The organism is Aestuariivirga sp. (assembly GCF_037139295.1).
Lineage (GTDB): Bacteria > Pseudomonadota > Alphaproteobacteria > Rhizobiales > Aestuariivirgaceae > Aestuariivirga.
The window spans coordinates 1-14,340 of record NZ_JBAXGR010000081.1; the positions used below are offsets into that span (position 1 = coordinate 1).

The window sequence follows — 14,340 nt, forward strand, 5'->3', positions numbered from 1 at the left end:
CATGGAATCACAAATGATTCATCCGATTCAAGAACTCTCGGGACAGACACTAAGACGACCGTAGAACGAGTTGGGATCCAGCATGCTACCTCAAAACGAAAGCGATTTTGGCGAGGTTACCTTTAGGTTACCGTCAGAAACAAGGTGCTGTGTAAGTCCCAGGTACCTCCAGAAGATCGGCCCGGGCAGGTGGGTGCCTGTCCAGATGGGGGTGGGGGTGTCCTCGGAAGGCTAACGCTCACGAGGCACCATTCGTAATCGACACCAAAATGACCCTCGCAGACGCTGTGAAGGCAGAAGCTGTGAAGAAAGACGAGGCGTGACGATGGTCTATGTGATGGTCTGATAATCAGACGACTCTAACATCACTTTTAAAATCAATATCTTAGCAGGATTAAATGGCGGAGACGGAGGGATTCGAACCCTCGATACGCCTTGAAAGCGTATGACGATTTAGCAAACCGTTGCCTTCAGCCTCTCGGCCACGTCTCCTGCTGGCGGCCTTTTGCCGTGATTTGAGGGGGGATGCAAGCCTGCCGTGGCTGGCTCATGCTTTGGGCGGCGGAACCACAGGGAATTCGGCGAGCAGGCGCTGCTCAAGTTCGACCAGGTCGGCAGGAACATCCATGCCGGTGGCGCGCATCTGGCTCAATTCCTGGTGAACCTGCAGGTAGAGCTCATGCAGGTCTTCCGGCTGGTCGTTCATTTCGCCCAGCAGCATGCCGATCTGTGCCTTCAGTTGCTCGAATGCCATGACTCACACTTCCTTTGCTCGTTGGACCCATCATAGACCGGTCGGCGGCCGGCATCCAGTTTGGAACCATTCCAAAGTCCGAGTAATTTAGTCGGTTTTAGTTGACAGCCCACTCCTCGCCGCGCCATAGAACAGTCAACGTGCCATCCGGTTTGAAGGAGTTTTCGATGTTCGCCACCCGCCGCCAGCTTCTGGGCCTCGGCCTCGGTCTCGTCATTGCCGCAGGGGCCGCCTCTCAGGCCCGCGCCGAGGGCGTGGTGAATGTCTACACCTATCGCCAGCCCGAACTCATCAAGCCGCTGTTCGATGCCTTCACTGCCAAGACCGGGATCGAGGTGCGCGCCGTGTTCGCCGATAACGGGTTGGTCGAGCGCCTCGCCCAGGAGGGCCGCAACAGCCCGGCCGACCTGCTGCTCACCGCCGATGCCGGCCGCCTCGTTGAGGCCGCGGGCCGCGGCCTGGCGCAGCCCGTCAATGACCCGCTGATCCTCGACAAGGTGCCGGTCAACCTGCGCGACAAGGACAATCAGTGGTTCGGCCTCACCATGCGGGCCCGCGTCGTCTATGCCTCGCGCGAGCGCGCGCCGATCACCGCCATCACCTATGAAGAACTCGCCGACCCCAAGTGGAAGGGCAAGATCTGCATGCGGCCCGGCAACCACCCCTATAACCTGGGCCTCATTGCCGCGATGATCGCCCACAAGGGCGAGGACTATACCCGCCAGTGGCTGGAGGGCCTCAAGGCCAACCTCGCGGTGAAGCCGTCGGGCAATGACCGCAGCCAGGCCAAGAGCGTCTTCGCGGGGGAGTGTGACCTTGCGCTGGCCAACACCTATTACATGGGCAAGATGCTGACCGAGACGAAGGAGCCCGAGCAGCAGCAGTGGGCCAAGTCGGTGAAGATCGTGTTCCCCACCTCGCCCGACTTCGGAACGCATGTGAACATCTCCGGCATGATGCTGACCGCCAATGCGCCCAACAAGGACAATGCCCTGAAGCTGATGGAGTTCCTCGCCAGCGACGAGGCCCAGGCGCTCTATGCCAATGGCAATTTCGAATATCCGGTGAACCCCAAGGTGCCCGCCAACGAGATCGTCACCTCCTGGGGCAGCTTCACCCCCGACACGCTGAACGTGGCCGAGATTGCCCGGCTGGAGCCGCAGGCCTCCAAGCTGGTGGATGAGGTTGGCTTCAACGACTGAGGGCCAGCCGCCGCCCTGCCCCTCCGGTTGCGGAAAATAGATGCTTTGGAAACCAGATTGGGCTAATGTTCCAAGCAATGGAGTTGACCATGCGTTATTCATTGTTTGCCGCCGCAGCACTTTTCGCCGTTTCCGCCCTTCCCGCGCTGGCGGACGAGAATTTCATTCCGATGGGCCAGGACTATGGCCTCGGCAATGACGCGGCGCCGCCGCTGGACAGCGAGCAGAGCAAGTTCAACGCGCAGGTCGATATCTACCAGTCCGAGGTCTACAACCGGAACCTCCAGCAGAAGCAGTTCGACAGTCGGCTGTTCAATCTCGCCAACGAGCAGAACCCAACCGATCTGGACGACACCCAGCTCGACTACTGATCGCGGGCGCCATATTCAACATCATCGAGGGCCGGTTTTCCGGCCCTCTTGCTTTTGTGGGATCACCGAAATTGCCTGCCGCTAGGGCGAGGCAGGCACGGCAATCCGCACCGTGACGGGATAATGGTCGGAACCCGCGGGTTCACCGATCTGCTCGGCTTCGAGAAGCCTGATGCCGGGCGAGACGAAGATATGGTCGATGGCGATCTGCGGCAGCCCCGCTTGCGAAGGCCAAGTCGGCAGGTTGGTGAGGCGCATCAGGTTGGCGCTGTCCTGCAGCACACCGAGGATGCGCGAAAACGGCGTGGCGTTGAAGTCGCCCATGACCAGCCGTGGTCCGGCGGTGCGCTCTATGACCTTGGCGATCTGCGTCACCTGCCGGAACTGCGCCAGCGAATGCGGGAAGCGAATGGTGTGCACGCCAAACACCGTAAGGCCGCCTGCTTCCGGCCCCAGTCGTAGCCGGATATAGGGCGGCCCCGCCCACCTGCCACGCGACTCCGCGTCGGTGAAGGGCAGCTTCGAGAGGATAGCGAATTTGCAGTAGTCCACGTCGTAGCAGTGGAACTGGTAAGGGTAGCGTGACTTGAGCTGGCCGAGGATCGGGCGCTTGGCCGGGCCCATCTCGATCAGCGTGATGACGTCGGCATCGAGCCGCTCGATCTCGGCGCGCACCGCATCGGCATTGTTGTTGACCCACAGCGTGTTGAAGCTCGCCACCTTCAGTGCGCGTTCGCCCTGCTGAACTTCTCCCACCACGCGCGGCTCGCGGCTGGCCAGATGGGGCCAGGCCCCGATGGCCACAATGCCGATCACCATCACCACGAAGGCGGTAAGCAGCTTGGCCCGCGGCATGACCATGCCGATCAGGAAGCCCAGCGTGAGCACCGCGAACTGCAGGGTGAAATGCGCGAAGACGTCGAAGGCGATCCAGAGCTGGCCCAGCCGCGAGGCGCCCAGCAACGAGAGGCCGAGCAGGAAGCCGAGCTGGCATTCAAGGCCGCCGGTGGGCTTGCGCTTCCTGCGCGGAGCTTCCTCCTCCGGCTGTTCTGGCGTCTGGGACAGACTGTCAGCCGGTTCGAGCAAAATCTACTCCAGGAGCGGGATCAGAGAAGCCTGCTCTCCATCGGCAGGATCTGCTCCGGTGTACCAAAGCCGGGAAGCGCCTCAAAGCGTTTCTTCCACGCGGAGACGTTGGGGTATGGCGTCAGGTCGATGTTGGCTTCGGCGATGTAGCGCAGCACGCCATAGACGCCCACGTCGGCAATGGTCGGGCGCTTGGTGGCGATCCACTCGGACTTCACAAGCTCGTTCTCGAGCATGGCGAGTGCGGCCTTGGCCTCGGTGTCATACATCACGCGCACCTCGTCGCCGAACTGGCGGAGACCACGCGCACGGGCGCGCAGGCGGAACACCGGCACGGCGAGCTTGTCCCAGTTCCAGAACAGCCATTCGCGAATGCGGTTCTTCTCCACATCGGTCTTGCCGTCGAACTTCTTCAACTCATCCGCGAGGTGTTGGAGGATGGCGGCCGACTGAACGTAGTAGACCTGGCCATCGCGAAGCGCCGGCACCTGGCCGTAGCGGTTCTTGACGATGTAGTCGGGCTGCTTGTGCTGGCCCTCGCGCAGGTTGACGTGAAAATAGGAAAACGGGTGCCTGGACAAGGTCAGCATGAGGCCCACGGTGTAGGTCGGGCCGGAACCCAGCATGCCATACAGCGTGAAACGCTCCTTGTTCACCGGACCCGATGACGACCCGGACGGGGCGGCGGCCTTATTGGCGGGCGGCTTCTTGGCCGGCACAGGCTTGGCCTTGGTGGCCGGCTTCTTGGCCACGGCCTTCTTCGGCTCAGGCTTCTTCGCAGCCTTCTTGGCTGTCTTTGCCATCAATAACTCCTCCCGGCCCCTACGCAATAAAACTCCGGGTACGGACTATAGCGGAGAAGTCTGGGAAAGGAAAACCGAAACTAAACACCTGATTGAAAAAGCAAAATCGGCGGCGAAAACGGGCATTTTCACCAACCCGGAGCCGCGTGATGGCTCATAGTTTTATTCAAGAGGAGGAGCCAAGCCATTGTTTTAACAATGACTCAGCGTAAGCTTGACCCTCAGATGCCCAGCTTGGCCTTCAGCAGGTCGCTGACTGCCTGGGGGTTGGCCTTGCCACCGGTGGTCTTCATGACCTGGCCGACGAACCAGCCCAGCATGGTGGGCTTGGCCCTGACCTGCTCCACCTTGTCCGGGTTGGCGGCGATGATCTCGTCCACCGCCTTCTCGATCGCCCCGGTGTCGGTCACCTGCTTCATGCCGCGGGTCTCGACGATCTGGGCGGGCAAGCCGCCCTCGGTCCAGACGATCTCGAACACGTCCTTGGCGATCTTGCCGGAAATCGTGCCCGCCGCGATCAGGTCGACGATCTCGCCCAGCTGGGCGGCGGAAACCGGGGTGGTGTCGACGGTCTTGCCTTCCTTGTTCAGGCGGCCGAACAGCTCGTTGATGACCCAGTTGGCGGCCTGCTTGCCGTCGCGGCCCTTAGCCACCTGCTCAAAGAAGTCGGCCGAGGCCCGCTCGGAGGTCAGCACCTGGGCGTCATATGCCGACAGGCCGTAGTCCCTGATGAAGCGGGCAATCTTCTCGTCCGGGAGTTCCGGCAGGGCGGCCTTGATCTGACCGATGAAGGCGTCGTCGAACTCCAGCGGCAGCAGGTCCGGGTCGGGGAAGTAGCGGTAGTCATGCGCCTCTTCCTTGGAGCGCATGGAGCGGGTCTCGCCCTTCCTGGCGTCGAACAGGCGGGTTTCCTGGTCGATCTTGCCGCCGTCCTCGAGGATGCCGATCTGGCGGCGCGCCTCATATTCGATGGCCTGGCCCATGAAGCGGATCGAGTTCACGTTCTTGATTTCGCAGCGGGTGCCGAAATCGCCACCGGGGCGGCGGACCGAGACGTTGACGTCAGCGCGCAGCGAGCCCTGCTCCATGTTGCCGTCGCAGGTGTCGAGGTAGCGCATGATCTGCCGGAGCTTGGTGACATAGGCCTTGGCCTCGTCGGCCGAGCGCATGTCGGGCTTGGACACGATCTCCATCAGGGCGCAGCCCGAGCGGTTGAGGTCGACGAAGCTCATGTTGGGGTGCTGGTCGTGCAGCGACTTGCCGGCGTCCTGCTCCAGATGCAGGCGCTCGATGCCGACTTCGACGGCGCGACCGTCGACGTCCACGTGGACCGACCCCTCGCCCACCACCGGCTGCTTGTACTGCGAGATCTGGTAGCCCTGCGGCAGGTCGGGGTAGAAATAGTTCTTGCGGTCAAACACCGAGCGCTTGTTGATCTGGGCCTTGAGGCCGAGGCCCGTGCGCACCGCCTGCTCGACGCAGAACTCGTTAATGACGGGCAGCATGCCGGGCATGGCGGCATCGACCAGCGAGACGTGGTCGTTGGGCGCGCCGCCGAATTCGGCGGAAGCACCCGAGAACAGCTTGGACTTGGCCAGCACCTGGGCATGGACCTCGAGACCCAGGACGATTTCCCAGTCCCCGGTCGCTCCCTTGATCCAGTCCTTCTTCTCGGCCACGCGCTTGGCGGATTCCATCATGCTCTTCACCCTTGAACTGGCGCCTTGGTAGCCACTCGGGAGCCAGGGTTCAAGACCCGTGCCTGGCCAGTTCCCGCCCAATGGATCGAGCCAGCCAGAAGGCGCCCAGGGCCAGCAAGCCGACAACGGCCATGAAGCCCCAATTGAGGGCCGCCACGTCCCAACCGTGCTTCCACGCCTCGATGACCAGCACGAGGCAGAGGAAGCCGGCGACGCCCAGCACGCCCCAGCGCAGGACTTTCATGATGACGGTGGCAAGCGGCGACATGGCATCCCTTCGGCGGCAAGGGGTTTTCCCGACCCTCTCCGCATGCTAGCCCCTCAAGCCTAACATGGCGTGTGATGATGTCGAAATCGAAACCCGATCTTTCAGCCCTTTCCCCCGAAACCCGCCTCGTGGCGGCAGGCCGCGACTATGCCGAGCATGGCTTCGTCAATCCGGCCGTCTACCACGGCTCGACGGTGCTGTTCCCGGACACCGCATCCCTCAAGGACCGCACGCAGACCTATGTCTATGGCCGGCGCGGCACACCGACCTCGCGGGCGGTTGAGGAGGCCGTGGCGCTGGTCGAGGGCGGACACAATGCCAAGATGCTGCCCTCGGGCCTTGCCGCAATTTCAACCGCCCTGCTCGCCTTCCTGAAGACGGGCGACCACCTGCTGATGGTGGACACCGTCTACCAGCCGGCGCGGCAGTTCTGCGACGGGCTGCTGAAGGGACTGGGCATCGAGACCACCTATTACGACCCGCTGGTCGGCAAGGGCATCGCGGCGCTCATCCGCCCCAACACCCGCGTGGTCTATGCCGAGTCTCCCGGCTCCCAGACCATGGAGGTGCAGGACATTCCGGCCATGGCAGAAGCCGTCCACAAGGCGGGGGCCATGCTGTTCGTCGACAACACCTGGGGCGCTGGCCACTACTTCAAGGCATTCGAGCATGGTGCTGACATTTCGATTCAGGCGGCGACCAAATATCTGGTCGGCCATTCGGACGCGATGATGGGCACCGTGACCTGCAACAAGGACACTTGGGAGCCGTTCCGGCACGCTTATGAGGAGATGGGCCAGTTTGCCGGGCCCGACGACATGTACCTGACGCTGCGCGGCATACACACCCTCGACGTGCGCCTCGAGCGGCACATGAAGAACGCGATGATCGTGGCCGAATGGCTGCGCGGACGGGCCGAGGTGGACACGGTCCTGTACCCTGCGCTTTCCAATGCGCCGGGGCATGAATTGTGGAAGCGCGACTTCCGTGGCGCCAGCGGGTTGTTCTCGGTGGTGCTGAAGCCCTGTTCGGAGACGGCCACTGCGGCCTTCCTCGACCAGCTGACGCTGTTCGGCATGGGCTACAGCTGGGGTGGCTACGAGAGCCTGGTGGTGCCGTTCAAGCCGCACCGCACGGCGACCCGATGGCAGCCGGAGGGCTATTCGCTGCGCTTCCACGTTGGCCTGGAAAGCCCGGATGACCTCAAGGCAGACCTTACGGAAGGCTTCAAGGCACTGAATTCCGCCTCTTGAAATTGCGGATTTCCTTCCTATCTACGGGAAACGATGGTTCGGAGGGTTCTATGACGAAGATTTTGCAGTTTTTTGCAGCCTTGATGGTGGTTCTGGGGATGTCCGTCCCGGTCCTTGCCCAGGAATTGGCGGACGACCCGCAGCTGATCTTCCAGAAGACCACCGTGTGGCGCATGCTGTCGCCCAACGCCACACTGGACACATTCGTCATCGACGACCCGCTGGTTGAGGGCGTGGCCTGCTACTTCACCATGCCGCGCGTCGGCGGCTGGAAGGGCTGGGCCGGACTTGCCGACGAGAGCTCCGTCACCTCCATCGCCTGCCGACAGGTGGGGCCGATCAAGATCACCGCCAAGTTCTCACAGGGCGACGACATCTACCGCGAACGCCGCTCGATGTTCTGGAAGAAGATGCAGATCGTGCGCGGCTGCGACCCCAAGCGCAACGTGCTGGTCTATCTCTCCTACACCGACCGGCTGATCGAGGGCTCGCCGCAGAACTCCACCTCGACCGTGCCGGTCATGCCATGGGGATCCGAAACCGCACCGAAGTGCGGCGACTTCGTGAACCCATAGGCTGCATGCGCCTTACCAGATGACGGTGAAGCCCACGCGACCCGTGCCGGCCTGCCTGCTGTCGTCGAAACCGTATTCATAGCCGGCATTGGCGAACAGGCTGGCGTTGTCGGTCACCGCCGTCGTGATGCCCGCGTCGAGCGCCAGCCAGGTGGTGCCAAAGTTGGCATCGAAGCTGACCTGATCGCTGTCCTCGAGCGAGCTGAAGGTGGTTTGCGGATTGTCCGAGAAGACGTGCCAGACGTTGGCGCGCAACGTCAGGTCCGTGCGCGCACCGAGCCCGTCGAAACCCGATGCGAGTTCAACGCCGAGGCGGCCGCGCGCCGCGAAGCCGTTGTCGAAGGTGACGTCGCCGAAGTCATCCGACGTGCCGTCGAGCGAGAAGTTCTCGGCGATGATCTGGGCTTGCGGCGTGAGCGTCAGGCTGTCAGCGAGCCCCACGCGATAGCCTGCCTCGAGCGAGAGCGACTCGCTCCACCCGCCGGTGGAGATCGACGCATCGCCAGATGAATGGGAGGAGACATCGCTGAAGCGCGTGGCCTGCAGCAGGGTGTCGGCATAGAGGCCGCTGGCCGCGAGCCACGTGCCGTAGACACCGACCGAATAGGCATTGAGGGACGCGTTGCCCGTGTTGCTTTCGGCTTCGGTCGAGGTATCGGTGGTGGACGTTCCGATGCCAAGGAACACGCCTGCATCGACGCGGCCGCCATGCCCGTCGCTGGTGCTGACGGCATCAACACCTGCCTGCAGGAAGCCGAAGTCATAGGACATGTCGATGCCATTGGCGCCCGAGCCATAGGTGTCGCCGAAGCTGCCGCCTGCACGACCCCAGAGGGCGGAATTCTCCTCTGACCCAAGTGCCGCGAGCGCGCCAAGCGAGCCACGGCGCTGCTCCAGCGTATCGACAATGGAATAGGTGTAGAGACGCTGCAGTGCCGGAAGTGCGGGATAGGTCGACGTCTCTACGCGAAAGTCAGGGTCCGGCGGCGGCGGAGTCGGCCCCGGCTCGGGTCCAGGCGGCACCGGCGGGTCGACATAGGTCGTGAGATACCAGTTCTGCTGTTTGCCCGCGCTGGTGCCGCGCGCCAGATGATATTCATAGGCGCCGCTGGCAACGCGGTCGGCCAGCGCGAAGGCGGTGGTACCCGTTGTCGCGCCGTTCAACGTCTGGACGACGAGTATGCCGTCGCCGGTGGTGGGGGCACCGAGGCCGCCGGCATCGATGGCCGTGATGCCGGTGCTGCCGCTGGCCGTGTTGCCCGCACCTGCAATCTGCAGCACATCAGCCACCGGGGCCTGCGGCGTGCCACCCACGCGGGTCTGCAGGATGCCACCATTGCCAATGTAGTTGCCCTGGATGGTGAGCGTGCCGATGTCGCCCTGCGTGCCCGGCGCGATGGTGCCTTCATTGGTGACAGTGCCGAAGATGGTGCCGACGCCGCGCAGCGTCGCGCCCGACACAACCGAGGTTGACGACACGAGGTTGCCGAGCAGCACCAAGGTGCCTTCAGAGACCATGGTAGCCCCGGTGTAGGTCTGGGAGTTCGCGAGGGTGAGCGTTCCGGCACCCGTCTTGTCCAGGCCACCCACACCGCTGATCACGCCCGAATACGTACCGGCGTTCGGCTGGTCAAAGCGCACCAGCCCGCTGTTGGCGATGTCATTTGGCAGGCTCAAGGCATTGCCCTGCAGCGTCGCGCCGCTGCCGACCGTCGTTGCACCCGCGTAACCGGAATTGTTACCTTGGAGAATGAGGGTTCCTTCGCTGACGGTGGTCGGACCGCTGTAGGCGAGCGCCGAGGTCAGGGTCACGATGCCGACGCCCGTCTTCTGAACACCGCCTGAACCGCTGATCACACCCGCGTAGGTACCGGTGTCCGGCTGGTCGAAGCGCACAAGCCCGCTGTTGGTGATTGCGGTCGGCAAGCTCTGCGCGCGGCCCTGCAGCGTGGCGCCCGCCTGCACCGTGGTGGTGCCGGTGAAGCCCGAATTATCGCCCGAGAGAATGAGGGTGCCGGCCTGCACATCAGCCTTGATGAGGCCGGTGATCGAGCCCGTGAGCTCCCATGTTCCGGCGTCCTGCTTGTAGAGATATTCGAAGCCGGTCATCTTGCCCGCGAGCGAGTCCGAGCCTGTGCCGTTGAGATAGATTGAATCTATGCCTGCGCCGGCTCCACCGGAAAAATTGCCGGTGATGACCGATCCCGTGAACAGACGCAGCGTGTCCGAACCGGTGCCGAGGTTGAGACTGCCATAGACCGTGCCGCGGTTGGTGAAGTCGATGCCGGCGTTAGTATTGCCGCCGATGACCGTCGCCGTGCGATTGGGATTGTTGAGCGGACCGGTGGAGATCGTTCCGTTGTTGACGACCGTCAGCAAGCCGGGGTTCTGCGACCAGATCGCGGCGCCACTGACAGCGTTGATGAGGCCATTGTTGTTGATTGTGTTGTTGGCGCCCTGCAGATTGATGGCCTCGGCAGAAACCTGCGTGCCGTTGGACAGCACCCTGCCGGTGCTGCCGATGGTGAGCGTTCCGTTGTTGCGGAATTCGATGGTATTGCCGCCGGTGTTGTAGCCGCCGGAGGCGTTGGTGGAATAGTTTTGCACCGTACCGTCGACCGTGATGTTGGCGTTGTCACGCAGGCTGATTGCAGTCGCGTTGCCCGGATCGATGCCAGCACCCGTCTCGACCGTGACAGTCTGGTTGTCGGCGAGGCCGGAGTTTCCAAGTCCGACCCGGAACGGAAACGGATTGGGGACACTGGTGTTGCAGGTGGTCGTGTTCAGGGCGGTTTCCACACAATTCGCCTGCGCCACGGAGCCCACCAGCGTTAGCCCCAGGCCAAGGGCCAAGGCGCCGCCCGAGAGGGCCGTTCCAGACATAAAAATACCACGGGAAACCCGGGGTGAGTGCAGTTCGATCATCGTTTGCCCGCCCGCGTCACGTTGGCACCAGCTCGCCTGCCGGCATCACTGAATCACCCGACATCTCAAATACTATAACGGTTGCAGAGTGTCAAAAGCCTGTACGTTTTCATATGTGCAGGTGCCGCATGCGCGATCCAATGGGGTCCTCGACCTCGTCGACCGCCTTCTCGCACTGCCTGGAGCCCCGAGGCTGAAGACCCTGTCGGAACCCGGCTCCCTCCGGAAATTGCCCGGGAGTGGGCAGTGGCCCCGGTTGCGCAGCAGGCGATGACGGGGCTGCGAACTGGGGGACTTCCGCAGAACGGGAATTTTCGGGCCATGCGCAATTTCTCCCCTCACGCGCGGCGCTTCGGGGTGATATGCCCCGGCTCGCGCTGGATGCGCGAAACCTCAAGGAACGGACCGAGACATGACGCGATCGACACACTTCACCGGCCTTGCCATGGCCCTGCTGATGACCACTGGCCTTGCGGGCGCCGCCCAGGCAGGCCAGGCCGGAACCCTCGACCCTACCTTCGGCAACGGCACCGATGACGGCACGCCGGCGGGCGTGGTGGGCACATGGCTCGGCAAGGGCGACGACGTGGCCAACGACATCGTCTCGCAGCCGGACGGCAAGGTGGTGGTGGTCGGCAACCATGCGACCGGCAGCGGCACCAACATCTTCATCGCGCGCTACAATGCCGATGGCTCGCTGGACCAGAGCTTCGGCACCGGTGCCAACGGGACGCCGAAGGGCTTCGCCGACATTTCGCTGGGCGAGGCCGATGACTTCGCCACCACCGTGGCGCTGCAGCCCGATGGCCACATCGTGGTCGGGGGCTATCAGATGGTGGGCAACAACATCGACATGGTGGCGCTGCGCGTGAAGCCCGACGGCACGCCGGACGAAAGCTTCGGCAAGGCGAAGAACGGCATCCTGACCGTGGCGCTGAGCGACGGCAACGAGGACGTGCGCAGCATCGCCGTGACGCCTGACGGCAAGATCGTGCTGGCGGGCAACCTGACGGGCAAGGACGGCAGCTCCAACATGGTGGTGGTGCGCCTCAACGCCGACGGCACACCGGACAAGAGCTTCGCACCGCACAGCGGCGAGGCCGCGGCCGGTGGCTTCAACGCGGTGGCGCTGGGCACCGGCGAAGACGTGGTGGACGACATGGCGCTGGCGGCTGACGGCAAGATCGTGCTGGCCGGCACGCATGGGCTGAAGGGCAAGGCCAGTGTCACCGTCATCCGCCTCGAGGCCGACGGCGCGCTGGACCAGACGTTCGGAACGCAGGATGACGGCACGCCCAATGGCGTCGTCAGCCTGTCGCTCAACGGGGGCGACGACGTAGCGCGCGGCATCGCCATCGACCCCAAGGGCCGCATCGTGGTGGTGGCAGACTCGGTCGGCAAGGACGGCACAACCGACGTGGTGGTGGCGCGGTTGAAGCCCGACGGCAACGCCGACCAGGAATTCGCCGTGGCCGAGAGCGGCCTTCCGGCAGGTGCGGTACGCACTTCGATGAGCAACGGCAACGACAATGCCACGGACGTGGTGCTGGACAGCCAAGGCCACATCATCGTGGCGGGCTATCACCAGCAGGGTGGCAAGAGCCGCGTGTCGGTGTTGCGCTTCACCGATGATGGCAAGCTCGACGAAAGCTTCGGCGCGGCCCAGGCCGACACGCCCAAGGGCACGGTGGGCCTCGCCATCGGCGAGGGCAATGCGCTGGCCAATGGCATCACCGCGCAGGGTGACAAGCTGATCCTGGTGGGCGGCGGCACAACCGGTGCCAACGGCAACAGCAACATCGCGCTGATGCGCCTGCTCGCCAACTGACGGAAGAGATCATGACCAGCCGCCGGGCAGCAATGTCCGGCGGCTTTTTCATGCCCAGGTGACGCGTTGCCAGCTGGCGCAACATGCACGACAGCTAGTGCAGCACGCCCGGCTTGAACATGTCGGCGAGGTCGTTGGCGGTCTTGACGGAGGCCAGCTGCGGCAGGCCGAAGATGCGGCCGATGGTTTTCACCAGCGAGCGGTGGGAGTAGGCCACCTTGCTTTCATGGCCCTGCTTCACGCCGACGCCCGCGGCGTAGAAGGGAAGCTTCAGGCCCCTCTGCCCCTCATCCCACACCACGAAGACAACGGCATCGTTCTGCTTCGCCCAGTCGACAACCGGCGGCAGGAAAGACTTGAGAAACGCATCGCCCAGCGCCACGGCATTGCCGCCGCAGCCCAAGTCACCATGCATGTCATGGCAGAGGTTGGGGGTGATGAACACATAGCTGGCGAGCTTGCCCGACTGCAGGTCACCCATGAACTGGCCGAGCTCGCGGGTGTGGGCGATGCAATTGGCATTGTCCTTGTCTGGCGGCGCGCCGGCCACGTCGGCGAAATAGACGAAGGGATTGTGCTTGGCCGCATAGTGACCCGCACTGCGGATGGGACAGGCGCCCGTGGTCTTCGGGTCGATGTCTTCCTGATAGGTCATCCAGCTGAGCTCGGCGGTTTCGAGCTGCGTGACCAGATGCTCGGTGCTGCGCGTCCAGTTCGGCTTGTCCGAGAGCAATCCGCAGTTCTTCAGCGGGTCATTGTCACAGGTGAAGGTGGTGTCGGCGAACTTGTTGGTGCCCGCTTCCATGGCAATGTAGTGCGGCTGGCTGTTAAAGGCCGCGAGTTCATCCGTGAAGTTCAGGCTGCGTGCGCCTTCCGCTGCCAGCGTGCTGTTGAGGTATGGCGCATCCTTCAGGTTGCCATAGATGTAGCCGCGGCTCTTGTCGGACGACTTGCCGGCGTCCTTGTTTTCCATGGCGATGACGATGACATGCTTGGGTGCGGCTGTGGCACCCACGGTCAACACCGCAAGGCAGGCCAGGGTCACGAGGAGCCGTTTCATGTGCATGCGGGCGGAGCCTCGACGAGAGGGATGCAGGATGGCGACCCCGGCAGGATTCGAACCTGCGACCTAGTGCTTAGAAGGCACTTGCTCTAGTCCAGCTGAGCTACGGGATCCTTGCGCCTCAATGCGTCCAGTTGACGGTACGGCCGAACTTGAAATTGTCGGAGTAGGACTTCTTGATCACCTTGGCGACCGGGTTCACCGGCAGGACCTGGTAGGCAAGACCCTCGCGCTCGCAATAGGCGATGGCTTCTTCCTTGGTGTCGAAGGTGAGCTTCACCTGGCTCCTGGTGTCGGCCGAGGATGTCCAGCCCATCAACGGGTCGACGGTGCGCGGCGCCGTCGCGTTGAATTCCAGCACCCAGTTGTCAAAATTCGCCTTGCCGGACTGCATGGCGCTGCGGGCGGGCTTGTAGATGCGGACGGACATGGGCTCTCTCTTCTCTCTTGTCGAACGGGCGGGAGGCCGGTGGTCGGGGTGGCGAGATTCGAACTCACGACCCCCTGCGCCC

Annotated in this window: 13 protein-coding genes and 2 tRNA genes; 5 read left to right on the forward strand and 10 right to left on the reverse strand. The window is 63.3% G+C overall.

From position 1 onward, the window contains the following. Positions 1 to 399: 399 nt before the first annotated feature. Both WCJ41_RS16435 and WCJ41_RS16440 read right to left on the reverse strand, forming a co-directional pair. Positions 400 to 492, reverse strand: a tRNA-Ser gene (locus WCJ41_RS16435). Between the two features lie 55 nt (positions 493 to 547). Continuing rightward, complete coding sequence (locus WCJ41_RS16440; protein WP_336906919.1) at positions 548 to 754, reverse strand: hypothetical protein; 207 nt, start codon at positions 752 to 754, stop codon at positions 548 to 550. Between the two features lie 167 nt (positions 755 to 921). Between WCJ41_RS16440 and WCJ41_RS16445 the strand changes: the two genes are divergently transcribed. Then, entirely contained in the window at positions 922 to 1,956 is a 1,035-nt protein-coding gene (locus WCJ41_RS16445) for a Fe(3+) ABC transporter substrate-binding protein (protein ID WP_336906920.1), read from the forward strand. A gap of 89 nt (positions 1,957 to 2,045) precedes the next feature. Next, positions 2,046 to 2,327, forward strand: coding sequence for a hypothetical protein (locus WCJ41_RS16450; RefSeq protein ID WP_336906921.1), 282 nt, complete (start codon positions 2,046 to 2,048; stop codon positions 2,325 to 2,327). A gap of 81 nt (positions 2,328 to 2,408) precedes the next feature. Here the strand turns inward: WCJ41_RS16450 and WCJ41_RS16455 are convergent, their stop codons facing one another. From WCJ41_RS16455 to WCJ41_RS16470, 4 genes are all read right to left on the reverse strand, one after another. Then, positions 2,409 to 3,413 carry an endonuclease/exonuclease/phosphatase family protein gene (locus WCJ41_RS16455; RefSeq protein WP_336906922.1) on the reverse strand — a complete coding sequence of 335 codons (1,005 nt, stop codon included), beginning with the start codon at positions 3,411 to 3,413 and terminating at the stop codon, positions 2,409 to 2,411. A gap of 20 nt (positions 3,414 to 3,433) precedes the next feature. Next, positions 3,434 to 4,216: a glutathione S-transferase family protein gene (locus tag WCJ41_RS16460; RefSeq protein WP_336906923.1), complete on the reverse strand. Its 783-nt coding sequence runs from the start codon at positions 4,214 to 4,216 to the stop codon at positions 3,434 to 3,436. A gap of 221 nt (positions 4,217 to 4,437) precedes the next feature. Further along, entirely contained in the window at positions 4,438 to 5,916 is a 1,479-nt protein-coding gene (gene gatB / locus WCJ41_RS16465) for an Asp-tRNA(Asn)/Glu-tRNA(Gln) amidotransferase subunit GatB (RefSeq protein ID WP_336906924.1), read from the reverse strand. A gap of 49 nt (positions 5,917 to 5,965) precedes the next feature. Then, positions 5,966 to 6,184, reverse strand: a complete 219-nt coding sequence (locus tag WCJ41_RS16470; RefSeq protein WP_336906925.1) for a hypothetical protein — start codon at positions 6,182 to 6,184, stop codon at positions 5,966 to 5,968. A 77-nt stretch (positions 6,185 to 6,261) separates the two neighbouring features. Here WCJ41_RS16470 and metC point away from each other — a divergent pair, with 77 nt between their 5' ends. Both metC and WCJ41_RS16480 read left to right on the forward strand, forming a co-directional pair. Then, positions 6,262 to 7,437, forward strand: a complete 1,176-nt coding sequence (metC, locus tag WCJ41_RS16475; RefSeq protein ID WP_336906926.1) for a cystathionine beta-lyase — start codon at positions 6,262 to 6,264, stop codon at positions 7,435 to 7,437. A gap of 50 nt (positions 7,438 to 7,487) precedes the next feature. Further along, the gene (locus tag WCJ41_RS16480; RefSeq protein ID WP_336906927.1) at positions 7,488 to 8,012 is read left to right on the forward strand and encodes a CreA family protein; all 525 of its coding nucleotides are present in this window, start codon (positions 7,488 to 7,490) and stop codon (positions 8,010 to 8,012) included. A 12-nt stretch (positions 8,013 to 8,024) separates the two neighbouring features. Here the strand turns inward: WCJ41_RS16480 and WCJ41_RS16485 are convergent, their stop codons facing one another. Next, entirely contained in the window at positions 8,025 to 10,895 is a 2,871-nt protein-coding gene (locus WCJ41_RS16485) for an autotransporter outer membrane beta-barrel domain-containing protein (protein WP_336906928.1), read from the reverse strand. Between the two features lie 454 nt (positions 10,896 to 11,349). Between WCJ41_RS16485 and WCJ41_RS16490 the strand changes: the two genes are divergently transcribed. Then, a complete protein-coding gene (locus WCJ41_RS16490; protein ID WP_336906929.1) occupies positions 11,350 to 12,765 on the forward strand; it encodes a hypothetical protein in 1,416 nt (471 codons plus the stop codon). Between the two features lie 94 nt (positions 12,766 to 12,859). Here the strand turns inward: WCJ41_RS16490 and WCJ41_RS16495 are convergent, their stop codons facing one another. The 3 genes from WCJ41_RS16495 to WCJ41_RS16505 form a co-directional block, all read right to left on the reverse strand. Further along, complete coding sequence (locus WCJ41_RS16495) at positions 12,860 to 13,825, reverse strand: alkaline phosphatase family protein (RefSeq protein WP_336906930.1); 966 nt, start codon at positions 13,823 to 13,825, stop codon at positions 12,860 to 12,862. 38 nt (positions 13,826 to 13,863) lie between these two features. Beyond that, positions 13,864 to 13,941: transfer RNA gene (locus WCJ41_RS16500), tRNA-Arg, on the reverse strand. Positions 13,942 to 13,949: 8 nt separating this feature from the next. Then, entirely contained in the window at positions 13,950 to 14,258 is a 309-nt protein-coding gene (locus WCJ41_RS16505) for an ETC complex I subunit (RefSeq protein WP_336906931.1), read from the reverse strand. Positions 14,259 to 14,340 lie beyond the last annotated feature (82 nt).